Genomic DNA, 25,078 nt, shown 5'->3' on the forward strand with positions numbered 1-25,078 from the left:
AACCACTCCTTAGTCATGACTGTGTATGCTTAGGTTAAAGCACTTTAATCGAACTCAAACTGATAGAGTAGGTCAACGGCGCTATCTACACCAGATACCGCTTCTAAATACAAGTCTTGCATCAATCGGTAACGCACAGTGAACTCACCTAGGGAGTTAAAGATGCCGACACCATATTTCACCTGCAAACCTGGCAGAATATAACCACTCACCGTCACTTGCGAGTCATCGCCCGACCCAGCAGTGTCCAGCTGTAAATCCTGTACGCCAAAGGCTTCACCGATTTCACCAACCACACGACCACTCTTCGCCAAGCTTAAACCAATTAAGGTAGTTGTCATTGCATTACCACCGGCTTCACCATCAATATCTTGACCACGAAGTAGATAAGAAAGTGCATTGGCTTGGTTCATCGCGGGCTCTGAGAAAATTTCTATACTCGGATCAGATGCTGGGCCTGACACTTGTACCCCCGCAATGACATCATCTTGGGTATTGTCTGGATTACGAATCGCTTTGATAGACAAGTAAGGTTGATCTGGTGGACCATTCATCAGAATCTTACCTTCTTTAATCAATAAGTCCTGACCAAACGAACGATAAGAACCGTCGACAACATTCACTTCACCAACGATGAAAGGACCTTTGTCTTTTTGTGTCACGTTTAGGTTCCCTTTCAACCCACCTTTTAAACCAAAAGCGGCAAGTTGGAAGTCATCACCAATTTTAATGTTGATGTTCGTTTCCACATCAAACGGCATCGCAGCCACATCGTCCACTGGCTGCAAGTTTTTATCGAGAATAACGGTATCACTCGATACGCCTACCGCACTTGGTGGAAGCTCTTCGACGACAATTCTGCCCCATGGCAAATTAATATCACCCTCAATTTTCGCAAGCTGAGGGGTCACATCTATTGTCATGTCAGGCTCCACTTTGATTTTTACCATTGGGGGCAAATCAACATTGAGCTCTTTAGCAAATACACGCGCTTTAGTGCGCCAGTTCTGTAAGTCCTGCCAGTCGGCATCACCGGTAACGTTCAACTCACCATCCGGGGTTAAAATTCCGGCATCCAAGTCCGCTTGATGGCCTTTAAAGTTGATGACGACCTGCCCTGAGTTTATATCTATCGGTGTGACTTCACCCTGTAGCTTCATTTGGTCAATCAAGAACTGACCATTCACCTTCGGATGCATGACGTCACCTGATATCGCTAGGTCAGTATTCATGTTTGCTTTAAACAAGCTGTACTCACCAATCAACGGTGCCAAGAAATCCAAGTGGAACGTAGAGAGTGAAACCTTACCATCAATAGTGGGCTTTTCAGACGAGACATTCAGTAAAGAAACCTTACCAGACAAGTCACCGTTATCTTTCACATCAAATAGCCACTCGGCATCAAGCTTGTCTTTCGCTAATGCTGCTTTAAAGTTGAAGCTTTCCCAAGCGACTTTAATTGGCTGTTCAAGCGCTTGTTCAACTTGGCCTTTTGGCATATTGACACTTAAGGTTACTTCAGGCTTTTTCTCTGGTGCCCATTTAGCAAAAGCCTGTGCATTAACCGAGCCTTGCAGCTTGGTTTCTGGCGGCAGGAATTGTTTGATTTGGTCAAAATCAAAATCATTGATGGCTAACTTCGCCTGGCCACTCTTACCGACACTAATGTCTTCGGTTAGACATACGCTCGACTCAGCTTGCAACCAACAATGCGCTTGAACGTTCGCGATCTGTTTGTCGATATTGACCTTCACCGCGGTCGATTTTTGCAACGCCCACGGGCCTTGTTGCGAGCTCAGCGTCAAGCGGCGCAGCGCCCCATCCCAAATCATTTCTGGTTTCTGCTGGAATGTCCCTTCAATTTCTAAACTGGTCGACACCAGGTCAGACACTACATCGAGCGTAAGTTGATGCAGTTTTTCATCCCCAGAGACTTCAAGGTCAGCACTATCAACTTTTATGTCGTCATAGGTAATGTTGTTCGCAATTAGGCTTATGTTCGCTTTTGGTGCTGGCAGAGGCTTCACATCACCCTTTAAGGTGATCGTTTCTACGTTCGCCTGTTGCTGCCAGTTTATCTGATTTAAAGCGAGATCAAGATTGATGTCTGGTTCTTTCAAGCTACCACGTAGTGCTACTTTACCTTGCATTTTACCTGCAAGATCGGGAACACTTTTTGCAAAATCAGGGAAGTTAACCTCAACATCCATCAGAATTTGCTTATCGATCTTACCCTTTGCACTCAGTTGGTTCGGGCCATGAGAAAGCGCTAAACCCTGAGTGGTAAGTTGGATGTCTTCGCCTTTGCCGTTCTTATCTGACGCTTCAAGTTGCCCTTCAACATTCAGCGGATAACCTCGCAAAATGCCGTCAATGTCTAACTTAGGCAAACTGACTTGCCAACCGCCTTGTTCTGTTAACGACCCCGAAGTCGAAAGATTACCGCTGATATCCCCTTCGGCTTCTTTCCACTGCAATCCTGGTTGAATGTTCTTCAGGTTTAAGTCAGCTTGCCAGTTGATTGGCGCGGCCCAATTGGCCATGACTTTCCCAGAGAGTTCGCCCCCTAAGGTTTTCACTACAAGGCTTTCGAGGTCAATTTGCTCTAACGTACCTTTGCCGTTTAGTGCGACATCAACGGCGGGAATATCTTTGCCCGAAGCTTTGGTTTCTAATGCGACTTCGTAGCCATCAAGTGAGCCTTTTGCCGCCAAGCTTGGTACAGAAACCTGGTAATCGCTTTGTCCAAATAGCGGCCATTGCGCCTGTACATTTTTAATCGCGACATCAAACGGTAACTGCGTTTTAAGCGGTTGAATATCACCTTTGATCTCCGCTTGTACAAGCTCAGAAAGCGTAGCATTTAGTGACAAATCACCAACCGAACCCGAGACCGAAAGCGACAGTTTTTGTCCCTTCGCATCTGCTTGCTTTACTAACGCGTCCAATTGCGCTTTGATAGGGTAATCAGAAGAAAGCGTCACTTGTGTGCTCAACTTGCCTTCCACTTCTGGCATGTCGAGCTCTAACGTTTTGACATCAACACGTTCACCGCCTGCTCTTGCAACCAAACCAAGATGATTGACGATCACTGGCGTTTCTCCCGCCAGTTTGAAATTGTGAATATCAAGACGGCGCGCTTCCACCGTCAGTGGAATCCATACTTCGGGTAACACAATATCTTGCGGCGTAGCATCGGCTTCTTTCGGCTCTTCAACAACCGCTTCTGGGGCCGCTTCACTTGGTGCGAGCGCAACATTAATGTCTTTCAATGCTGTTGGTGCGATCACCAAACGATCGCCTTGCATCGACAAAGCGGTCGAGAACATTTGCCAATCAATTTGATTGCCCAGCACATTGACATTGATGTCATTAAAGCTGACTTTATTAACAAAAATTGGCACTGGCGTACTGATAGAACGCAGTGGTGGTGTTTCCTCTTGCTCCTCGCTTGCTGGCGGTAGCTCTGGCATCTTAAAGTCAAGCCCCTGCAGTCTTAACTCATCGACACAGACCTTAGGGTCAAAGAAACAGCGGAAGTTCACTGCCAAAGCTAAACGCTCGACTTTGGCGTCGATATTCAAAGACTCATCGACAAAACTGACGTTATGCAGTTCGAAGCGAGGAAACAATGAACCCTGCACTTTTTCAATCTGCAATTGTGGTAATGCTTTTTCAGCTCCCCACAAGGCAAATTTGAGGCCTGGGTGGGTAAACAAAACTGTCGCGACAATAATGATGAGCAACAGCAATAGACCAATCAAACTGAGCGACAGCCATTTGGTCCACTTAAACATCATTTTGATCATAGCTCAGGCCCCAATGAGAAGTGGATACGAAACTCTCGTTCTGGTTTTGCATCCAACCCCCATGCAAAATCAAAACTAACAGGGCCCACCGGAGACGCCCAGCGGATACCAACACCTGCGCCTGATTTCCAATCTGGTGTTTCATTAAACGCATCACCAATATCGTAAAACGTTGCAGCCCACCAGTTTCCATAAACACGATATTGGTATTCTAATGTACTGCTAACAATGTATTTACCACCCGTCAAAGCACCACTCTCATCCACAGGTGAAATAGATTCATAGCCGTAACCACGAATATTATTGTCACCACCAGCGAAGAAACGCAGCGACGGTGATAGTTTTTCAAGTTCATCGGTAATATTCGCACCACCTTCTAAGCGGAACAAACCACGATGATTCTCTCCAATACCACGAATCCAAGAAGTCGAGCCAATTAAGCGGAGCACTCTAGTTTCAGAAAGCATAGCGGTATCACCATACTCAATAGTGATGCTTTGCTTGTCTCCCCACATTGGCATATTGCCCCCTCGAACCCTAGTCCGAGAAAATGTCGCACCTGGAAGTACGAAGTTGAATTCATCATCTTGTAAACCTTGCGTAAAGCTCTCGTACAAATGACGAACATAAACGGTATTATGCCAACCACCGTCTGCTAACCAATGACGTTCCACTGCAAGGTTAGACTCGATACTCTGTGTGTCACGGTTGTCTAGGTTTTTAAGCCCATATTGAACTTGATAATAATCGTTAGCGACATCTTCTAAAGGAATTTTGTAAGAAGCAGTCACGGTTTGCTCTGGCTTAGATAGGGATAAAGCAGTGTTGAAACTGTGTCCTCGGGAGCTCACCCAAGGTTTCTTCCACTTCAACGTTCCTCGAACGCCGACATCCGTTGAGTAACCAATACCCGTCTCGATCTGATTCTTCGAAGCAGGAGATAAAGACACTTTAATTGGCAAGTCTCGGCCATCATCAAGCCTATCCAATTCAGGCTCAACAAAAACTGAGGAAAACCACTCCGTATTTGATAGCTTCTGGTTAAACTCGCCCAGCTTCGAAACGTTGTATGGGTCCCCTTCTTTAAAAGGTTGTAGTGATGCGACACGGTCTTCCCAGATGTGGTTGCCAATAAAAGAAACGTCGCCAAAATTGAAACGTATTCCACTGCTGTAGTGCAAACGGACATTAGCTTCGTTCAGATCAGGGATAACCTCTAATCGACTTAGCGTAAACTCACCATTGAAGTAACCACGCTGAAGCGCCAAGTTACGAATGCCTGACTTAAGGGTGTCGTATTGGCCTTGATTCAAAACTTGGCCAACTTTGAGCGGAGAGCGCTCAATAAGTTTTGCAAACTCTTCATCGTCCTTGGCCTCTCCAGTGATGACCACATCCATGACTTTCACTTTCACTGGCAAGCCCGGCTTGATGAGCACAATTAACTCATCATTCGCTTCAGGAATAGAGTATGAAATTTTTGCATGATAATACCCAAGCGCGTTAAGCGCTTCAGTGATACTTTGATCTAATCTCGCTTGAAAACGCAGAGAAGTGGAGTAATCCTTCTCTGGAATAGATGATAGATACGCACTGACATTCTCTTCTAAAGCGCCATCAATGCCTTTCAAAGTCAAAGAAACATCGGCATAGGCACCATGAGAAAAGGCAAACAGGCCAACAATGGTGGGGAGAGCTTTTTTTATCATGCTTTTATGGCTGAATGAGGTTAAGTAAACGTAAATAATGATAACGCCAATTAGATTCTAAGTCTGTAATATTAATAGGTTTAACGCGGTCTATGTCATCACAGCATCAGATACAGACGAAATGAAAAAGTTCGCAAATTTAAGACACGTATTGAAGGACAAATACCATGCTCAACAAACAAACATTGATCAGTATAGAAGATGCCTTGCCAGGTAGAGATCAACCAATGCAGATTGACGATCATCATTTTGTAAATAAATCTAACCTAAAGGCGCCTCTGACGTCACACCAACAACAGATTTTGCTCGGAATGGGCTGTTTTTGGGGCGCTGAGCGCGTATTTTGGCAACTCGACGGCGTTGTATCTACTTCGGTCGGTTACGCTGGGGGGTACACACCCAATCCCACCTATGAAGAAGTCTGTACGGGTAAAACGGGTCATACAGAAGTCGTTCGAGTCGTTTTCGATGAACGCGTCATCTCATTAGAAAAGCTACTGGCTGTTTTTTGGGAAAAACACGACCCAACTCAGGGAATGCGTCAAGGTAACGACTTAGGTACTCAATATCGTTCTGCAATTTACACTTATTCGACGGAGCAACTCGAGAGCGCAGAGAAATCGAAACTCTTGTATCAACAAGCACTGCAAGAAGAGCAACGCGCGAACATCACCACCGAAATACAACCAGCAGGTCCGTATTACTTTGCGGAAACCTACCACCAGCAATATTTGGCGAAAAACCCTGATGGTTACTGTGGCATCGGAGGAACGGGAGTTTGCTTCCCACCAAGCCTCCAAGGATAAACCTAACCAGCAACAAAAAGAGCGACCGATATGGTCGCTCTTTTCTAAATCTAAGTGGGTACCAAGCTAACTAAGCCGATAATGATGCTATCACTTGGTTGACTTCTTTAAAGATGGTGAGCCTTTTATGATCGTTGACGTCAGGTAGTAACACTTTGCCATTGTCGAACTGAAAACAACCAACCCCGACAATAAAAAACTGACCTTTGAACAACGTTTTAACAAAACGGGCCACTTGTAATGGTCGATATACAGCAAACTCACGTAGCATAACTCACCTCAATTCCTTTGAGAAAACACGGATTGCTTATTTTTCCTCTGCAATCTTAATGCGCAATTTGCGACGGAACTCATTTTAGCAAATTCTAAATATAACGCAAGATTACACCACTCCATACGTTAAATAAATGTTATAAACGGTCCTACAAATTTCTAAGATCTGGATATATACTGGAAGCTTCCAAACCTCGTACGGAATATAACAATATGAAAACTAAGACTCTCCTACCTCTACTACTGGCCTTAACGCCAAGCTTGACCTTTGCACACAACTTGTCAGTAGGAAAAAGCGTTCCTCCTGTCAATGTTGCCGCTTACGGCGAGATTGTTTTACAAGGCGAAGGCGTTGCATACCAACCCTGGGCAACTCAACATATGCAAGGCAAAGTTCGTGTTATTCAAGCCATCGCAGGCCGTAGCAGTTCAAAAGAGATGAATGCCCCTTTAATGTCGGCAATAACAGCGGCAAATTTTCCACAAGAAAGCTACCAGACGACGACTATCATCAACCAAGATGATGCAATTTGGGGGACAGGCTCTTTCGTGAAGTCTTCAGCTCAAGACAGCAAAAAAGAGTTTCCTTGGTCATCCATGGTTCTTGATGAAAGTGGCGTAGTTGCTAATACTTGGGACCTGAAAGAAGAAAGCTCGGCCATTATTGTTCAAGACAAAACGGGCAAAATTCTGTTCGTCAAAGAGGGCGCACTTGAGCAAGATGAGATAACAAAAGTCATTGAGCTTATTAAACAGAACATCTAGCTTCATTGAATGGCTCCTTGCTCTTGCTGTAAGGAGCTATATGAATTTGATTAGAAGCATGGGCAGTGATAACTCTGCTCTTTATAAGTGCGACACTTCCATCAGAGAGTATTACCAATATTTTTCGGCACGTATGTGTGGAGTTAAATTTTTCTGCTAGCCAACAAAAGAGTGAACTTTTATTCATTATGGGTGTTATATTATAACAGTCGGTAAGAGGAGCTCAGATGTACCACCACCAGCAAAAAACACTAAGATATTGGTATCGCACTGCTTTATTTTTCAGTGTTGCGTTGCTGATCGCTTGGAACTTTGCGGTTGTACTTCATCAAGTCGATCTGACGCCCGACCATCATACCCATCATCATTGCCAATTATTTTCTGGTGTTCAGCACGGTATAGCAAAGGTACAACCTACCCTCTCTACACCGACTTTTACGCGCGCCCAGCATCATCATGTTTTTTTGCATCTCGTGTACGGCGAAGAAGTTCTTGGCGCTGCTCGTGCCCCTCCTTATTTTGCTTAATTTCCAAACTATTCCACACTCAAAATTATTGAGTTCATTTCCGCACCTAGTGTGTCAGGAACAATAACTTAGTGAAACTCGAATCTGAGCAATACCGCCTTTGGTTAATGCCAGTAAAATTAGGAAAAATACAATGTCATCAAAACACGTTTTAGCCCTTGCTATTGGCCTCACTTTATCAACAGCAGCGAATGCAAACGAATACCGCCAGCATGGTGCTCATGTGCATGGTCACGTCGAGTTTAATATCGCCCAAGATGGCAAAGATCTGTTAGTAGAGATTACAGCTCCTGGAGCTGATGTTGTGGGTTTCGAACATGCTCCAGAAAACGCGCAACAAGAGCAAGCGCTTAAACAAGCCGTCGCTACACTCGAAGACAGCAACGCATTGTTCGCTATTAACTCACAAGCTGATTGTAATATTGAAGAAGCTTACGTGAGCCACAACCTAAGCGAAACTCATGAGGAACATGATCATAGTGAGCACGACCATGATGACCATGCACATCACGATCATGAAGGGCACGAACACCATGATCACAATGAACATCATGATAAACATGACCACCATGACGCTCATGATGAGGCGCACGATCATGGCGGTCACGGTGAATTTTCGGTGCAATATCGCTTCAGTTGCGAACAAGTTAATCAGCTTAGCCAAATCCAAACCGATTGGTTTAACCAATTCCCAACTACAGAGTCCATCAGCGTCAATATATTCACTGATACCATGCAATCAGCAATTAAATTAAGCAAAGATAACACCCAAATCGTAATCAAATAACACGAGTGGCGTGTAAGTACCCACTTACACGCCACAGCTTTGGTGATTTAATATGACTGAAACCACACCAAATGTTGTCGAGCTAGAAGATGCCCAATTTTTCTGGCCCGGTTCAACCAACCCAACCATCCACATCCCCAAATTACACATTACACAAGGCGAGCATGTGTTTATCAAAGGTCCAAGTGGCTGCGGTAAATCGACCTTGCTCGCTTTGTTGACGGGGATTAACACATTAACTTCAGGCTCTCTATCTGTACTCGATACTGACCTTGCTAGTTTAAGTGCCAGTCAGAGAGACCGCTTTCGCGCCAATCATATTGGCTACATCTTTCAACAGTTCAATTTATTGCCGTACCTTAACGTACTTGAAAACGTATTATTGCCATGTCAGTTCAGTAAAATACGACGTGACCGTGCCCATTTAGGTGCCTCATCTCAAACGTTAAATGAACAGGCTCAGGCCCTACTAGAACGACTGCACTTGCCAAACGAGCTTCATACACGCCCTGTCTCTGAATTGAGTATTGGTCAACAACAACGTGTGGCTGCGGCTCGAGCTCTGATAGGACATCCAGAGTTAGTGATCGCTGACGAACCAACCTCAGCTTTAGACTATGACAATCGTAAGGCATTTATTGAGCTCCTCATGGAGCAAGCGAATCAAGCCAATGCCACACTGGTATTCGTTAGCCACGACCCAACACTCGAACCCTTATTCGATCGCACGCTCAATCTACCCGACATTAATCAAGTATCTAGCCTAGGAGCCATATCATGAGTGCTGTTGTAAAGCTCGCCTGGAAGAGCTTGATGAACCGCAAAGCGACGGCAATTCTAACCATCATGACCGTTGCGATTTCAGTGGTACTCCTCTTGGGCGTCGAGCGTATCCGAACTCAAGCCAAGGATAGCTTCGCCAATACAATTTCAGGCACAGACCTCATTATTGGTGGACGTTCTGGGCAAGTGAACCTATTGCTCTATTCTGTGTTTCGTATTGGTAATGCGACCAACAACATCGATTGGAAAAGCTACCAAGAGTTTGCCAATCATCGTTCAGTCGATTGGGCTATTCCAATCTCGCTTGGCGACTCGCATAAAGGCTTCCGAGTTATGGGAACCAATCACAGTTACTTTGAGCATTACAAGTTTGGAAGTAAGCAACCACTAACATTCAGCAAGGGTAGAGAATTCAATGGTTTATTTGAAACCGTGCTAGGCTCTGATGTCGCTAAACAACTTGGTTATGATATCGGTAGCGAAATCATCATTGCCCACGGCATTAGCGACGTTGGCTTTAGCCGTCATGACAATCTGCCATTTAAAGTTGTCGGTATCCTTGCACCTACAGGAACACCAGTCGACAAAACTGTCCATGTATCATTGGAAGCCATCGAAGCCATTCACGTCGGATGGGAAAGTGGTGCGCGTTTGGGCCCGACACCCAAGGCACAAGATCTCAAAAACAGAGACTTTCAGCCCAAACAAATTACCGCTATGCTCGTTGGTTTGAAATCTCGTATTCAAACTTTCGCCCTGCAAAGACAAATTAACACCTACCCCAAAGAGCCGCTTAGCGCCATTATGCCCGGCGTTGCGTTGCATGAGTTATGGGGAATGATGTCTGTTGCAGAGCAAGCCCTAATGGCAGTATCTGGTTTTGTCGTGATTGCAGGGTTGTTAGGTATGTTAAGCAGTCTATTAACTAGCCTACAGGAACGCCGCCGTGAAATGGCGATTTTGCGTGCCATGGGAGCAAGGCCTCGTCATGTTTTCTCACTCTTAATTAGTGAAGCCAGCTTGCTTACTGCTGCTGGTATTATTACTGGCGTTACTGGGCTGTATGCTATTCTTGCTATCGCGCAGCCGATCATCCAACAGCACTATGGAATACATCTCACCTTAAGCATCTTATCTACTTATGAGTGGATGCTATTAGGTTTCGTACAATGCGCTGGTATTGTGATTGGTTTCATTCCCGCACTCCGCGCCTACCGACAGTCACTGAGTGACGGAATGACAATAAGGATTTAATAAAATGTGGAAAAAAATTCTCGCAAGTTGCTTGCTGGTCGTCGCATTCACAGCGCCTGTTATGGCCAGCGAAGAACCATTGAAGCTTGACTGGATTGACCTTGTTCCAGAAAAAGAGCGTAAATTATTCGACAGTATAGGCATGCCCGCATCTGATCACAGTGGTGGCGCAGCCCAGCAGTCCAAGATTGGTAACGTTCGACCAGAACTGAACGGAAGCCAAGTTAAAATTCCAGGGTTTGTTATCCCACTTGAAGGTGATGCCGATACCGTCACCGAATTTTTATTGGTGCCATATTTTGGAGCTTGTATTCACGTGCCACCACCGCCTCCAAACCAGATCATTTACGTGAAGTTTCCGAAAGGCGCGCCTGTTCAAGAGTTGTGGGATGTTATATATGTGGTTGGAACGTTGAAAACCGAGACGATAAACCACGAACTGGCAGAAACGGCTTACGTTATTGAGGGATCAGAAATAGAAGCCTACGACGATATGTAATTTAAGTCGTCGATAAGCCTCGCTACACCTAAGGCGTCACACTGGCGCCTTTTTTAGCTTTGTGCTACACGATATAACGAGATAAATACGCTAATACGCCCACATAAATAACCAAAAGAAACGCTATCGACAGGTGCTTTTTGAGTTTACCTGCTTCTGAGAACTTCATAGCCCCTCCAAAATAACGATAACAATTTTAACAACTCATTATCATTTTGAATAGCCCTATTCGTTCAAAAACTGAGAACTCCTGTCTGGTCGCTTGGTCAGATAAGGTGTAAATTTAAACGTGCGAACCGCGCAGTTCTTGGTAGGAAAACGAATGGCAGACCCGACAAAGCAACCTGTTGTCATCGAACATCAGTCAGACACAAAAAAAAATACGCAACAAGAAAAGAAACAAGGCTACATAAAAGACAGTGCTAGTAAGGTAAAAACCATTGCCCAAATACACGGTCTTGACGCCTTACTGCAAACCGAACCGCCAGCCAAATCTGCGTTTGAAAGAGCCCAATTGCGAGAGCAAAGACGCCAAGAACAGCGACAAAAAAACTTAGAACAGATTTTAAAATTAGCGCACAGTTCATGCCGAGATGAGACAGCGGGAGAGCCAGACCAAGATTGGTTGCATCGATTTTTTGAGATGGCTCAAGACATCCATAACAGCGCGATGCAAAAGCTATGGGCTCAAGTGATGAAGCGTGAAGTGACCAATCCGGGCTCAACGTCCATGAAAGCGTTGAAAACCCTCAAAGATATGTCACCAAAGGAAGCACAAACTCTGCAAAGAGCCGCCTCTTTAGCGTGCAGTTTTGGAGGGGATCACAGCAGAAAACTGCTGATTGGTTACAAAGCGCAAGGAGGCATATTTAGCTTCGGCAAGCGAGACGTCGCCAACAGCCTAAATATGGGAAGTTTTCAACTGCCCTATTCAAGCTTTTTGCTCTTAATTGAATTAGGGCTGCTGCACAGTGCCGAACTTGAATCTGGCGAAATTAGTATCGATACACCGTTGATCCTCACCTACCAAGGTAAAAACTTGTCGCTGAACGTAAACAGTAAAGGTGTCCGCCTTTTATATTACCGATTCACACCCACAGGCAATGAGCTCTGTACCTTGCTCGGTAACAAACCACATGCCGAATACTACGACCAAATGCTTGCACTGTTAAATCATAGATTTAGTGTCCATAGTGAAGCTAAAAGTACGGTTCATCATACCGTCTAGCCAGCTTGAGAAGCATTTGACTACCTATGAGCCAAATACTTCTACAGCTGCTCAAAGAGCTTTAGGTCACCTATGATCTAAATGCTTTTTTATCGGATCACACCGCGTTGTTTAAGATCGATTAAGCACAAATCCACCAGCTCATCGACACTCTTTTCTCCCGCGGGCAAATCGATTTCAGGGTTCTCTGGCGCTTGATATTCCGAATCAATACCAGTGAAATTAGGAATCTCTCCCGCACGGGCTTTACGGTATAAACCCTTAGGATCTCGACCTTCGCAAACCTCTAGAGATGCATTGACATACACTTCGATAAACTCGCCTTCTGGCAATAAATCGCGCACTAACTTCCGCTCTGCACGATGCGGTGAAATAAACGCCGACAGAACAATTAAACCCGCATCTGCCATCAACTTCGCCAGTTCACCAATACGACGAATGTTCTCGCGACGGTCCTGTTCAGAAAAACCTAAATCGCTACACAAACCATGTCGTACATTGTCACCATCCAATAAATAGGTGTGGTAACCCAATGCTGCAAGGCGATTTTCCAACGCCCCCGCTACGGTTGATTTACCCGCTCCAGATAAGCCAGTGAACCACAATACGGCAGGTTTTTGCTTCTTTAATTCAGCACGAAACTGTTTATCAACCGAATGCTGGTGCCAAACAATGTTTTCATCTTTTACCGTCGTTTCGGCAGTCATAACGTATCCTTGTAAATATCGGAATTAAAACGGGAAAAAGACCGGGATCAAAGTAAGTACTAATACAGAGTACACAATCGAAATTGGCACTCCAATTCTCACGTAGTCGGTCAATTTGTAATTTCCTACGCTGTACACCAGCAGGTTAGTTTGGTAACCGTAGGGAGAGATAAAGCTCGCACTCGCGCCGAACAAAACCGCCATGATGAATGGCATCGGATCCACGCCATAACCCACCGCCATGCTATAGCCGATAGGAAAAGAAAGCGCAGCCGCGGCATTGTTTGTCACCAATTCAGTGAGTACCAATGTCATGATATAAGTCGCCACCAAGGCACCAAATACTCCCCAGCCATTAAACGCTTCAATAAACATCACTCCCATTCTTTCTGACAATCCAGAAGAGATCATCAGTTGAGCAATAGACAAAGCGGAACCGACAATCACGACGATATCGATCGGAAAACGGCGGCGCAGTTCTGAAATCTGCACAATACCAAACGCAATAAGCGCGATAAGGTACGCAGCTAGACCTTTAATAATCGGTACTAACTCTAATAGAGCGCATCCAATTACGGCTGCAAAGCCCAGTAATACAATAGAAGACTTATTCGTATCAAGCCGAGCGCTAGAGTCCAAGTCATGCACTAAAACAAACTCTTTACGATGAGCTCGGCGTTCAGACTCAAAACGCTTGCCTGGAACCAGAACTAACGTGTCCCCTGGCGCTAAGGTAATACTACCCAAGCCACCTTCTAGGCGTTCGTGGCCTCGGCGAATCGCCACAACAACGGCATCGAATCGGTCGCGGAATCGGCTCTCTTTGAGGGTTTTGTAGCAAAATGTCGCCGACGAGCTCACCACAACTTCGATAAAGTTTTGCCCATTTAAGTGCTGCTGCCCAAACAACTTGAGGCCCGGAATTTCTTGCAGGGTCGCGACGCTCTCAACATCGCCACAAAATAACAGGCGGTCTTTTGCATTGAGCACAAAATCCGGTCCCACAGAAGAAACAGTAACACCATCGCGCACCACTTCTGCAAGAAACAGTTTGCGCAGAGCACGTAAATTATTCTCGCTGATCGTACGCCCAACTAGCGGTGATCCTGGCTCAACGCGAGACTCAAGAAAGTAAGGTAAATCTTCTTGGTTTTGATCATCATAATTCGGTAGCAAGTAGCTGAGCGGGATAAGAATCAACATCCCTCCCACCAGCACAGCCAAACCTATCATCGTAGGTGTAAAAAAGCTCAGGCTCGGTAAGCCTGCGTCTTCGACAAAGCTGTTGATGATTAAGTTAGTCGACGTACCAATCAAAGTTAACGTGCCACCAAAAATGGCGGCGTAAGACAAGGGAATAAGTAATTTCGAAGGTGCATGCTGCTGATTACGCTTAATCGCCCCAATCAATGAGACAACCACAGCGGTATTATTCGTAAATGAAGAAAGCAAGGCGGTCGACACACCGAGCTTAGCAATCACGCTGCCTAACTGGCCCTCAGAGATACTTCGGCTCACCCAACTGATCAGCAGTGTTTTTTCTAGAGCACAGGATGCAAGAATCAATAAAACCAGGGTTAACAATGAAGAGTTGGTAAAATTGGATGCGATAGTGGCTGAATCCATCATCCCAGCCATGAATGCAATAAAAGCGGCACCCGCAAAGACGTAACTAGGCTTAATTTTCGTGACAAGCAAGCAAGTGATAATGCCAAGCAAAATCGCTAACACAAACCCTTGTTCCCACATAGCCTTTCCTTACCAAATAGCCCAAAGGGCACAACAACGACTCATTTATCCATGAAACACCGACAAACGAGTAAACAGACAAAAATCAGCGCAAGCGAAAAGAACATCAGAATGCTCGGTTTTCTTGGGCTCCACCGAAGCATTCTGGTATTAGGAGAATACCTAACGACATTTCGCAATTCAGTTAGGTAGCGACGCCTCAAGTACAACAGCAGACAGAGCCTGAAATTATCGTACTTGGGTAAGCCAGTTACTTTTTCAGAAACTGGCTGACGTCTTTTGCTTCCCAGTGTGGGAAGTGTTTACGGACAAGCGCATTAAGCTCAACTTCAAACGCAGAGATGTCCGTCAAATCGCGCTCAACCACGGCGAGGCTCTCTTTAACCATGCCAGCACCAACCGTCACGTTTGTCAGACGATCGATAATGATAAAGCCACCGGTATCTGCACAGTCTTGATAATTGTCCAGCGCGACTGACTCATTAAGAGACCATTCACACAAACCAATACCATTCAATGGCAGCTCTGCCGAGCTATGAGTCGAGAGATTATTAATGTCATATTGATGACGAATCGCTTCAACATGACCTACGGTTTTCTTACCTGCGATTTTGATGTCATAGTCACGACCCGGTTGCAGGGGTTGCTCTGTCATCCACACCACATCGGCAAGCAAATGGTTTGTGGTTTCCACTTGAGCATTATCTAGAACAATTAAGTCGCCACGGCTAATATCGATCTCATCGCTTAGCGTCAGAGTGACAGCTAATCCGGCACGAGCTTCTTCGATATCACCATCAAAGGTCACAATACGAGCCACAGTTGACGTTTTACCCGATGGCAATGCTTTAATGGCATCACCGACTTTGATCGAACCAGAAGAAATGGTCCCCGCAAAACCACGGAAATCGAGGTTAGGACGATTAACGTATTGCACAGGGAAGCGGAATTCACCCGCGCCTTTTTCTTGATCCACATCGACCGTTTCAAGAAGCTCAAGCAATGATGGGCCTTTAAACCAAGTCAGGTTTTGGCCTTTATCCACCACATTGTCCCCTTCAAGCGCTGAGATCGGGATGATTTGAATATCAATATCCCCTGTCAGATTCTCAGAGAACTTCAAATACTCGTCGCGGATCTCTTCAAAGCGCTCTTGGGAGTAATCCACTAAGTCCATCTTGTTGATCGCCACAACAAAGTGCTTCAAACCCAACAGGTTGGAAATGAAAGAGTGACGACGAGTTTGATCGAGAATGCCCTTACGTGCATCAACCAGAATCACAGCTAAGTCACATGTCGATGCACCTGTAGCCATGTTACGTGTGTACTGCTCGTGTCCAGGAGTATCTGCAATGATGAATTTACGTTTCTGCGTCGAGAAATAGCGGTAAGCCACATCAATCGTGATCCCCTGCTCGCGCTCAGCTTGTAAGCCATCGACCAACAACGCAAGGTCAGGTTTTTCACCCGTGGTGCCCACACGTTGGCTGTCTGAGTGCACTGCCGCTAGCTGATCTTCATAAATTTGTTTTGAGTCATGGAGTAAGCGACCGATTAATGTACTTTTACCGTCATCCACCGAGCCACAAGTCAAGAATCTAAGTAACGACTTGTACTGGTGTTGTGTTAAATAGCCTTCGATACCAAGCTCGGCTAATTGAGCTTCAACTGCACTGTTCATTATCTTTCCTTAGATCCTTTAGAAGTAACCTTGACGTTTCTTAAGCTCCATCGATCCTGACTGATCGTGGTCGATCGCTCGGCCTTGGCGCTCACTCGACGTTGCCACCAGCATCTCTTCGATAATGCCAGTTAAAGTGTTTGCTTCAGACTCGATGGCCCCAGTCAATGGATAACAACCAAGGGTACGGAAGCGCACACTCTTCTCTTCAATCACTTCACCCGGTTGAAGCTCCATACGATCATCATCAACCATGATCAGCATGCCATCGCGTTCAACAACTGGGCGTTTGTCCGCGAGGTAAAGCGGCACGATCTCGATGTTTTCTAAATAGATGTATTGCCAGATATCAAGCTCAGTCCAGTTAGACAGCGGGAATACACGAATGCTCTCACCCTTATTGACCTGGCCGTTGTACGTCTTCCATAGCTCAGGACGTTGGTTTTTAGGATCCCATGTATGGTTCTTATCGCGGAATGAATACACGCGCTCTTTCGCCCGTGATTTCTCTTCGTCGCGGCGCGCACCACCAAAGGCCGCATCAAAACCGTACTTGTTCAGCGCTTGTTTTAAGCCTTGAGTCTTCATGATGTCAGTGTGCTTAGAAGAACCATGAACAAACGGACTACAGCCCATGGCTAGACCTTCTGGATTCTTATGTACCAAAAGCTCAAAACCGTATTTGGCCGCGGTGCGATCACGAAATTCAATCATCTCGCGGAACTTCCAATCGGTGTCAACATGCAGCAATGGAAATGGAATCTTACCTGGGTAAAAAGCTTTACGCGCAAGGTGCAGCATCACTGATGAGTCTTTACCAATCGAATACATCATGACTGGGTTATCAAACTCAGCCGCAACTTCACGGATGATGTGGATACTCTCCGCTTCGAGTTGTTTAAGGTGAGTTAAACGTTGTTGGTCCATGTTTTGTATTTCCTTTTTAAGCTTGAAGGCGCATTACGTCTCTAATCTTTGGTCTGAAATTATATGGAGTTGGCAATAGCACTTTTGTTGAATTCAGTACTAGACAAAAACCAGTCTAACTTTTGAGACAGTCGCACTACCTCTCCGACAACAATCAAAGATGGCGACTGTGCTTCCTTCGATAAATCAGAGAGTTGGGAGAGTTCTCCCGTAAATACTTTTTGTTGAATCTGCGTGCCACGCTCAATAATGGCAATCGGAGTCGACGCTGAACGACCATGCTTAATGAGTTGATTCTGAATATAGTGTGATTTCATCAGCCCCATGTAGATCACTAAAGTCTGATTCCCACGCGCCAACGTGGACCAATCCATCTCATCACTTTCTTCTTTCAAGTGGCCAGTCACAAAGATGGCCGATTGCGCATAATCACGATGAGTCAGTGGAATACCAGCATAAGCGGTTGCGCCAGCTGCTGCGGTAATGCCAGGGACAACTTGAAAACGAACGCCGGCATCAGCAAGCACTTCTAACTCTTCACCACCACGACCGAATACAAACGGATCCCCACCTTTAATGCGCACTACTTTGTAGCCCTCCTTGGCAAAATCCACCAAAAGCTGATTCGTCTTCTCCTGCGGCACACTGTGATGCCCAGCTCGCTTCCCAACGCACACCAAAATCGTATCGCTTGGAATCAATGCCATGATTTCTTCAGACACCAAGTAGTCGTACAAAACCACATCAGCTTGCTGCAAGCAGTTCAGTGCTTTCACCGTCAGAAGTTCAGGATCGCCTGGTCCTGCACCTACTAAGGCGACTTCACCAGGCTGTAGCGATTGCTTTGCAAAACGAGTAACACCAGCGACTGGGTTGTCAGAAACTAACCGGGGCTTTGGTTTAGGAAAAGAAGTGACTGAATCGTTCGTTGCCATGTGCTTGCTCATCGTCCATTGATATCGTTATGCAAGCATTATGGCGGGGCGTTTATATTACCTGAAATTCTAAAATTTCATTTTTTATTCAAAAATCTGCTAAGAAGTTTTTGTTTGGTCTCATTCAAAAGCGTGAAAAAGTCGGCGGTTAATATGAATAAGGTTCAGTAAACTGATTAATGTTCACAGTTTTCTGTATCTTTATCATCGAGTTGCATCTGTGTTTGATACATTACGCAGTACGATTTCCCCTTATCATTGAATTGGAGCACCAAATGAAAGTGGCAGTTCATCCTATTTCCCTCGCAGTATTAAGTGGCATGCTAACGCTTGCTGGCCCAGCAATGGCCGATACCATCAAGCTTCGTATTATCGAAACTACCGACATTCACACCAACGTGATGGATTACGATTACTACAAAGACCAACCATCACAGCAAATCGGTTTAAGTCGCGCAGCGACAATAGTGAAACAAGCTAAGTCCGAGACAGAAAACACGGTACTAGTAGATAACGGTGATTTAATTCAGGGCAGCCCAATGGGCGATTACATGGCGGCAAAGGGGATTAATCCCGGCGACGTGCACCCAGTCTACAAAGCGATGAACCAGCTAGACTACGATGTGGGCAACATTGGCAATCATGAGTTCAACTATGGCTTAGATTTCCTACAAACGACGTTGAAGGGGGCAAACTTCCCTTACATCAATGCAAACGTATTTGATAAACAAACCGGTGAGCATTACTTCAAGCCTTACCTCATCAAAACTCACACATTTACAGACACAAACGGCGAAGCGCATCAAATAAAAGTGGGTTACATCGGCTTTGTACCACCACAAATTATGGTGTGGGATAAGAAGAACCTAGAAGGCAAAGTCTTTGCTAAAGACATTAAGGAAACAGCAGAGAAACTGATTCCTCAAATGAAGAAAGAAGGCGCAGACGTGATTGTGGCGATTCCACACTCGGGCATTTCTACTGATCCATACAAGCTAGGCGCTGAAAACTCTGTTTACTACCTCACAGAAGTTGAAGGTATTGATGCAATTGCTTTTGGCCACTCTCACGCAGTCTTCCCAGGGAAAGACTTCGCAAACCTACCTGGTGTTGATATAGATAAAGGGACCATCAATGGTGTAACGTCCGTGATGCCGGGTCGCTGGGGAAGTCACGTAGGTGTGATGGATTTGATGCTGAAAGAGAAAGACGGCAGATGGCAAGTCATCGAAGGCCAAGCAGAAGCACGCCCTATCTTCGATAAAGTAAATAAGAAGTCATTAGCTAAAGCCGATGAAGATATTGTGAAAGCGTTAGAAGAAGATCACAAAGGCACTCGTGAATTTGTAAACCAACCAATCGGCAAAGCAAATGATGTCATGTACAGCTTCTTGGCATTAGTGCAGGACGACCCCACCATTCAAATCGTTAACCTTGCTCAGAAAGACTACGTAGAACGCTTTATTCAAGGCGACCCAGACCTTTCTGACATTCCAGTACTGAGTGCGGCAGCACCATTTAAAGTCGGCGGTCGTAAGAACGATCCGAATAACTTTACAGAAGTAGAATCCGGTCAGCTCACCTTCCGTAATGCGGCCGATCTTTACTTATATCCAAACACCTTGGTTGCGATGAAAGTGAAAGGTAAAGAAGTTCGCGAATGGCTAGAGTGCAGTGCGGGTCAATTCAACCACATCGACATCAACAATCCTAAACCGCAATCTTTGATTGATTGGGATAATTTCCGTACTTACAACTTCGATGTTATTGATGGGGTTAACTACCAAATCGACGTTACCCAACCGCCGAAGTACGATGCGGATTGTAAAGTGATTAATCCAGATTCTCAGCGTATTGTGAACCTGACGTTCAATGGTAAGCCTGTCAATCCGAAGCAAGATTTCATCATCGCAACCAATAACTACCGTGCTTATAGCAATACTTTCCCTGGTACAGGCCCAGATTTCATTGCGTTTGACGCACCAGATGAAAACCGCTCTGTCGTCGCCACTTATATTTCTCGCGTGAGTGAAGAAAAAGGAGAAGTGACACCAAGCGCTGACAACAACTGGTCTTTCGCACCGATTAAGTCCGATAACAAGCTAGATATTCGTTTCGAAACCTCCCCTAGCGATAAAGCGGCGCAGTTCATCAAAGAGAAAGGACAATACCCAATGAAACGCGTGTCAACAGACGACATTGGTTTCGCAATTTATCAAATCGATCTGAATAAATAAGGTTGATTTGACAACAACACTAAGCGGCTCTCATGAGCCGCTTTTTTGTTATCAATAAAACCCGTTAAAATAAAGAAAACCGTTTCTGAGTTATCACATGCACAGCGATCTTTTTTCAGACTTAGTCAAACATGGCTTTTTAGAGACAGAAGCAAACCAACTTATTGAAAATGGTGAGTTACTCGAACTGCCTACACGCCACATTCTTAATCACCAAGGGGAGTTTAGCTCACACCTTTACTTCATCATTGAGGGGTTATGCCACGCAAGCTATCTTACTGAGCACGGCAAAGAATTCAGTAAAGAATTTTATTGGGAGAAGGACTGGGTTATCGGGTTTGAGAGCATAATAAAGGACCAACCTTCGCCTTACTTATTGGAAACGCTGAGCGCTTGTCAGCTATTTTGCTTGCCAATTGAAACGTTGCATCACTGGCGAGCAGAAAAGCACGCCATTTACTTAAAGCTACTCGAAAACCAACTGGTTAATAAAGAGAACAAAGAACGCTTTATGTTGCTCTACTCTCCAGAAGAACGATATCAATTATTTTGCGCTCATTACCCAGATTTAAAGCAACGTATTACCGATAGTCAAATTGCGGCCTACCTGGGCATTACACCAATCAGTTTGAGTCGAATCAAAGCACGCTTAACCAAAGATCACACTCTCAAATAAACTCAAAAAAGAAAAAAGCTCTTCAAACGAAGAGCTTTTTCTCTGCTATTTGAGCTATTTAAGAATTCGCGCCCGGAACTGGCGCCCTTTCATCTTGCCGTTACTAATGGTTTGTAGAGCCTTTTTAGCCACAGACTTTTCGACGGCAACATAAGCGCGCACAGGGAACAGATGGATCTTTCCGACTTGAGAGCCTGGAATACCATTTTTTCCTGTCAGACAACCTAAAATATCACCCGGTCGTACTTTCTGTTTCTTACCGCCATCAATGTTAATCGTCACCATCTTCGCTTGGTATGGCTGCTGATTTGATTTGGCAGGCAATGTTGCTGGTACCACGTCCATCTCTAGGTATTCTTCAATACGAGCTACACGTAAACCGTCTTTCTCACCAAAAAAGCTAAACGCTAAACCTTTACTACCCGCACGACCTGTACGACCAATACGGTGCACATGAACCTCAGGATCGCGCGATAGCTCAAAGTTAAAGACAGCATCAAGATTATCAACGTCCAAACCACGCGCTGCAACGTCTGTTGCAACAAGGATAGACACACTCTTGTTAGCAAACTGCACCAATGCTTGGTCGCGTTCACGCTGCTCTAAGTCCCCGTGGATATCGATAACGCTGAATCCTTTGTGATGCAACTCATCTGCGACACTTTGCACTTCTTTTTTGGTATTACAAAAAACAACCGCGGACTCTGGTTGGTGAGTCAGCAGCAAATTCGCCAATGCTTCATCACGCGCTTCCGAGCCTTCAACTTTATAGAAGTACTGCGCAATGCTTGAAGTATCATGCGTCGATTCCACCTTAATCACTTCCGGTGTCTGCATTATACGCTGCGCAATTTGCTCAATTTTTTCTGGAAAAGTAGCACTGAAAAGTAGAGTTTGACGCTGCTTTGGCGCTGCATCGATGATTGCATCTAATGCGTCTTGGAAACCCATGTCCAACATGCGATCAGCTTCATCTAGCACCAAGGTATTCAGTTCGCTAAGATCAATTCGGCCTTTTTCAAGGTGATCCAAAATACGACCAGGAGTACCAACTAGGATATGCGCACCATGCTCTAACGAACCAATTTGTGGCCCCATTGGCATCCCACCGCAGAGAGTAAGCACTTTAATATTATGAATGCCGCGACCTAAAGTACGAATTTCCTTCGCTACTTGATCTGCAAGCTCACGTGTTGGACACAATACTAATGACTGGACACGAAAGCGTTTGACGTTGAGGTTCGATAAAACCCCTAAACCAAATGCAGCGGTTTTACCTGAGCCCGTTTTACCCTGCCCGATGACATCACGATGTTTTAGGATTGCAGGCAAGCTCAAAGCTTGAATTGGCGTCATGTGGGTATAGTTCAGGGAATCAAGTGTGGCGAGTAACGCTGGGTTAAGCCCAACTTGATCGAATGTTTGTTTGCTCACGGGGATATCCTCAGGTGAGATGGAAAGAGGGCACATTATCACCAGATTTGGTGGGAAAACCAGTGCTAATTAACCTTTGTTAATGAGTATGAGCTCAAAACAAAGTAAAGTCAGTCACTCTATTCTCATTACGGATAACAACATGCTCACTTGGATTACTTTGCCCTTTGCTCAGCTAACAACCACGCAGCTGTATGAAATGATGAAATTGCGTGTGGATGTATTCGTTGTTGAACAAACCTGCCCTTACCCTGAACTTGATGGTAAGGACACGCTGGAAGGCATTTATCATCTAATAGGCTATCACGGTGATGAACTGGTTGCTTGCGCAAGATTACTGCCCGCAGGCACTACGTATGACAATGTGAGTATTGGTCGAGTGGTGACAAAGCAGACCGCGCGAGGCGGTGGCTTAGGTCATAAGTTATTGGACAAGGCCTTGGCACAATGCGAAACATTATGGCCAGGACAGACAATAGATATAGGTGCTCAAGAACACCTCATCCAGTTTTATGCTAGTCATGGATTCAAGGTTATCTCAGAGTGCTATCTTGAAGATGGTATCCCTCATGTGGATATGCGGAAAGAATCCGTAGCGCTATAAGCTTCAACTCGATTGGTTACTATGAAAACTAATCGCTATGAAAAACTGACTAAAAAGACGCGATATCTTCGCGTCTTTTCATTTGAAGCGTTTACTTGTTACGTCCAAAGGTCCCATCCGATAAACGGAAAAACATAACGGACCGCCCGCTTTTTTCCAGCTGTAGCATATCTAACTCGCCTTCGTCACTAAGCTTAAAGCGAATCAATTGTCCCTGCTTTATTTGGCTTAGCGGCTTATCACTGCCTTCTATTTTGACCAGAGCGCTAAGATCCGCCATAGAGAGCTGATTACTTCTGAAAACCTGCGCTAATGTATCACCATTTTTAACCGTGTACTCTTTCCAGTCTTCAGATTTCGGTCCAGAGTTCTGAGAGGTTCGCTGCTGGCTTAAACTCTGCGCGTTCAGCTCAATCGCTACGCGTTGATGATCGACCTCAGTCTGCTCAACTGGCTGGTCTGTTTTATTCGGCAAAGGAATAACAAGGAGTACCAGAATCAATGGCACTAAGACCATCAAAGCACGCTGATGAAATTTAGGCAGGCGCAACCAAAACTGCTTAACAGGCTGTATACGCTCCAACCATTGCTCTTTGTTGAACGGCTGCTTCCAGTCGATAGCAGCGAATTTTTGTTTAACCAACTCGACATAGTCGACTTGCTGCTTTTTCTTTCTGCGACGATTCATTGTAATGAGTCCCTTAATACTTCTACGGCCAGTATAAAAATACCGACGCGGAGAGTATATGTTTTTCACCAAACTAAAATGGAATTGGGATTAAATTAGCAGAAATTTCACTTGGAGTAAGAGATAAGTCACAACCTGGCCGCCTCAATTAAGCATTCAGTCGCAATCATTTAAACCTAAGCTCGAAACTGATATCCTGTTACCTTTATCACTCCTAATAAGAGCGACATTCATGTCTGAAATTAAATTTGAAACTGCAGAACAAAAAGCAAGCTACGGCATTGGTCTGCAAATGGGTCAGCAACTTGCAGGCTCTGGTCTTGAAGGTCTTAGCGTTGATGCTATCGCAGCGGGTATTGCAACAGCACTAACTGGTGACATGCCATCAATCGAAATTGATGAAATCAACAAAGCACTACAAGAACTTCACACTCGTGCAGAAACAGCTCGCCAAGAAGCAGCAAAAATTGCGGCAGCAGAAGGCGAAGCGTTCCTAAAAGACAACGCTCTACGACCTGAAGTTAACGTTCTAGACTCTGGTCTTCAGTACGAAATCATTTCTGAAGGTACTGGTGCAGTTCCTACAGCAGAAAGCTCAGTTCGCGTTCACTACCACGGTGAGCTAACTGACGGTACTGTATTCGATAGCTCTGTATCTCGCGGTCAACCTGCTGAATTCCCTGTTACAGGTGTGATCAAAGGTTGGGTAGAGGCACTACAACTAATGCCTGTTGGCTCTAAGTGGAAGCTATACGTACCACAAGATCTTGCGTACGGTGAGCGTGGCGCTGGTGCGGCTATCCCTCCATTTGCAGCTTTAGTTTTCGAAGTAGAACTATTAGATATTATCTAATTGAAACCATTTTCAATTATGATTAAATAAAACGGCGCACTAGCGCCGTTTTTTTGTCTAAACTGAATAGACTTTCTCACCTCTGAACCTTTCACTCTGATAGCCTTTAAAAATAAAATCACTTTTAAAAAACGCTCAACCTTTGGA

At 45.1% G+C, this 25,078-nt stretch carries 22 protein-coding genes; 12 read left to right on the top strand and 10 right to left on the bottom strand.

Annotated features, from left to right (window positions below; genetic code table 11):
- Positions 1 to 44: 44 nt before the first annotated feature.
- Both R7H07_RS12755 and R7H07_RS12760 read right to left on the bottom strand, forming a co-directional pair.
- Positions 45 to 3,809, bottom strand: coding sequence for a translocation/assembly module TamB domain-containing protein (locus tag R7H07_RS12755; RefSeq protein ID WP_206959336.1), 3,765 nt, complete (start codon positions 3,807 to 3,809; stop codon positions 45 to 47).
- A complete protein-coding gene (locus R7H07_RS12760; protein ID WP_005379622.1) occupies positions 3,806 to 5,518 on the bottom strand; it encodes an autotransporter assembly complex protein TamA in 1,713 nt (570 codons plus the stop codon). Before R7H07_RS12760 ends, R7H07_RS12755 begins: the two co-directional genes overlap by 4 nt.
- A gap of 167 nt (positions 5,519 to 5,685) precedes the next feature.
- Here R7H07_RS12760 and msrA point away from each other — a divergent pair, with 167 nt between their 5' ends.
- Entirely contained in the window at positions 5,686 to 6,324 is a 639-nt protein-coding gene (gene msrA / locus R7H07_RS12765) for a peptide-methionine (S)-S-oxide reductase MsrA (RefSeq protein ID WP_017633451.1), read from the top strand.
- Between the two features lie 70 nt (positions 6,325 to 6,394).
- Here the strand turns inward: msrA and R7H07_RS12770 are convergent, their stop codons facing one another.
- Positions 6,395 to 6,595, bottom strand: a complete 201-nt coding sequence (locus tag R7H07_RS12770) for a DUF1107 domain-containing protein (RefSeq protein ID WP_005379612.1) — start codon at positions 6,593 to 6,595, stop codon at positions 6,395 to 6,397.
- Positions 6,596 to 6,810: 215 nt separating this feature from the next.
- Between R7H07_RS12770 and R7H07_RS12775 the strand changes: the two genes are divergently transcribed.
- The 7 genes from R7H07_RS12775 (at position 6,811) to R7H07_RS12805 (ending at position 12,440) form a co-directional block, all read left to right on the top strand.
- Positions 6,811 to 7,362 carry a YtfJ family protein gene (locus R7H07_RS12775; protein ID WP_054574246.1) on the top strand — a complete coding sequence of 184 codons (552 nt, stop codon included), beginning with the start codon at positions 6,811 to 6,813 and terminating at the stop codon, positions 7,360 to 7,362.
- A gap of 227 nt (positions 7,363 to 7,589) precedes the next feature.
- Positions 7,590 to 7,889, top strand: a complete 300-nt coding sequence (locus R7H07_RS12780) for a DUF2607 family protein (RefSeq protein ID WP_005379608.1) — start codon at positions 7,590 to 7,592, stop codon at positions 7,887 to 7,889.
- A 133-nt stretch (positions 7,890 to 8,022) separates the two neighbouring features.
- On the top strand, positions 8,023 to 8,676 hold the full coding sequence (gene zrgA, locus R7H07_RS12785; protein WP_033906016.1) for a zinc uptake protein ZrgA: 654 nt from the start codon (positions 8,023 to 8,025) through the stop codon (positions 8,674 to 8,676).
- A 52-nt stretch (positions 8,677 to 8,728) separates the two neighbouring features.
- Entirely contained in the window at positions 8,729 to 9,457 is a 729-nt protein-coding gene (locus R7H07_RS12790) for an ABC transporter ATP-binding protein (RefSeq protein ID WP_005379603.1), read from the top strand.
- Positions 9,454 to 10,713, top strand: coding sequence for an ABC transporter permease (locus R7H07_RS12795; RefSeq protein WP_005379602.1), 1,260 nt, complete (start codon positions 9,454 to 9,456; stop codon positions 10,711 to 10,713). The genes R7H07_RS12790 and R7H07_RS12795 overlap by 4 nt, the downstream gene beginning before the upstream one ends.
- 4 nt (positions 10,714 to 10,717) lie before the next feature.
- On the top strand, positions 10,718 to 11,212 hold the full coding sequence (locus tag R7H07_RS12800) for a DUF3299 domain-containing protein (protein ID WP_005379600.1): 495 nt from the start codon (positions 10,718 to 10,720) through the stop codon (positions 11,210 to 11,212).
- Positions 11,213 to 11,534: 322 nt separating this feature from the next.
- A complete protein-coding gene (locus R7H07_RS12805) occupies positions 11,535 to 12,440 on the top strand; it encodes a TIGR03899 family protein (RefSeq protein WP_132936728.1) in 906 nt (301 codons plus the stop codon).
- Positions 12,441 to 12,529: 89 nt separating this feature from the next.
- Here R7H07_RS12805 and cysC read toward each other — a convergent pair whose 3' ends face one another.
- The 5 genes from cysC to cobA form a co-directional block, all read right to left on the bottom strand.
- Positions 12,530 to 13,147 (bottom strand): adenylyl-sulfate kinase, encoded by a 618-nt coding sequence (cysC, locus tag R7H07_RS12810; RefSeq protein WP_005379598.1) that lies wholly within the window; start codon positions 13,145 to 13,147, stop codon positions 12,530 to 12,532.
- Positions 13,148 to 13,171: 24 nt separating this feature from the next.
- Positions 13,172 to 14,896, bottom strand: coding sequence for an SLC13 family permease (locus R7H07_RS12815; RefSeq protein WP_005379596.1), 1,725 nt, complete (start codon positions 14,894 to 14,896; stop codon positions 13,172 to 13,174).
- 250 nt (positions 14,897 to 15,146) lie between these two features.
- The gene (gene cysN / locus R7H07_RS12820; RefSeq protein WP_017633444.1) at positions 15,147 to 16,577 is read right to left on the bottom strand and encodes a sulfate adenylyltransferase subunit CysN; all 1,431 of its coding nucleotides are present in this window, start codon (positions 16,575 to 16,577) and stop codon (positions 15,147 to 15,149) included.
- A gap of 18 nt (positions 16,578 to 16,595) precedes the next feature.
- On the bottom strand, positions 16,596 to 17,504 hold the full coding sequence (gene cysD, locus R7H07_RS12825) for a sulfate adenylyltransferase subunit CysD (RefSeq protein ID WP_005379592.1): 909 nt from the start codon (positions 17,502 to 17,504) through the stop codon (positions 16,596 to 16,598).
- Positions 17,505 to 17,563: 59 nt separating this feature from the next.
- A complete protein-coding gene (gene cobA / locus R7H07_RS12830; RefSeq protein WP_206959337.1) occupies positions 17,564 to 18,439 on the bottom strand; it encodes a uroporphyrinogen-III C-methyltransferase in 876 nt (291 codons plus the stop codon).
- A gap of 275 nt (positions 18,440 to 18,714) precedes the next feature.
- Here cobA and cpdB point away from each other — a divergent pair, with 275 nt between their 5' ends.
- Positions 18,715 to 20,676, top strand: coding sequence for a 2',3'-cyclic-nucleotide 2'-phosphodiesterase (gene cpdB / locus R7H07_RS12835; protein WP_042522453.1), 1,962 nt, complete (start codon positions 18,715 to 18,717; stop codon positions 20,674 to 20,676).
- Between the two features lie 97 nt (positions 20,677 to 20,773).
- Positions 20,774 to 21,352: a Crp/Fnr family transcriptional regulator gene (locus tag R7H07_RS12840; RefSeq protein ID WP_017820293.1), complete on the top strand. Its 579-nt coding sequence runs from the start codon at positions 20,774 to 20,776 to the stop codon at positions 21,350 to 21,352.
- Between the two features lie 54 nt (positions 21,353 to 21,406).
- On the opposite strand, the gene dbpA is transcribed toward R7H07_RS12840, so the two are convergent.
- Positions 21,407 to 22,786 carry an ATP-dependent RNA helicase DbpA gene (gene dbpA / locus R7H07_RS12845; RefSeq protein WP_005379583.1) on the bottom strand — a complete coding sequence of 460 codons (1,380 nt, stop codon included), beginning with the start codon at positions 22,784 to 22,786 and terminating at the stop codon, positions 21,407 to 21,409.
- Between the two features lie 142 nt (positions 22,787 to 22,928).
- On the opposite strand from dbpA, the gene R7H07_RS12850 reads away from it, so the two are divergent.
- Positions 22,929 to 23,390: a GNAT family N-acetyltransferase gene (locus tag R7H07_RS12850; RefSeq protein WP_025768352.1), complete on the top strand. Its 462-nt coding sequence runs from the start codon at positions 22,929 to 22,931 to the stop codon at positions 23,388 to 23,390.
- A gap of 91 nt (positions 23,391 to 23,481) precedes the next feature.
- On the opposite strand, the gene R7H07_RS12855 is transcribed toward R7H07_RS12850, so the two are convergent.
- Entirely contained in the window at positions 23,482 to 24,078 is a 597-nt protein-coding gene (locus R7H07_RS12855) for a LysM-like peptidoglycan-binding domain-containing protein (protein WP_017820296.1), read from the bottom strand.
- 232 nt (positions 24,079 to 24,310) lie between these two features.
- Between R7H07_RS12855 and R7H07_RS12860 the strand changes: the two genes are divergently transcribed.
- Positions 24,311 to 24,931, top strand: coding sequence for an FKBP-type peptidyl-prolyl cis-trans isomerase (locus tag R7H07_RS12860; protein WP_005383137.1), 621 nt, complete (start codon positions 24,311 to 24,313; stop codon positions 24,929 to 24,931).
- Positions 24,932 to 25,078 lie beyond the last annotated feature (147 nt).

The organism is Vibrio sp. Vb1127 (assembly GCF_033338735.1).
Lineage (GTDB): Bacteria > Pseudomonadota > Gammaproteobacteria > Enterobacterales > Vibrionaceae > Vibrio > Vibrio alginolyticus.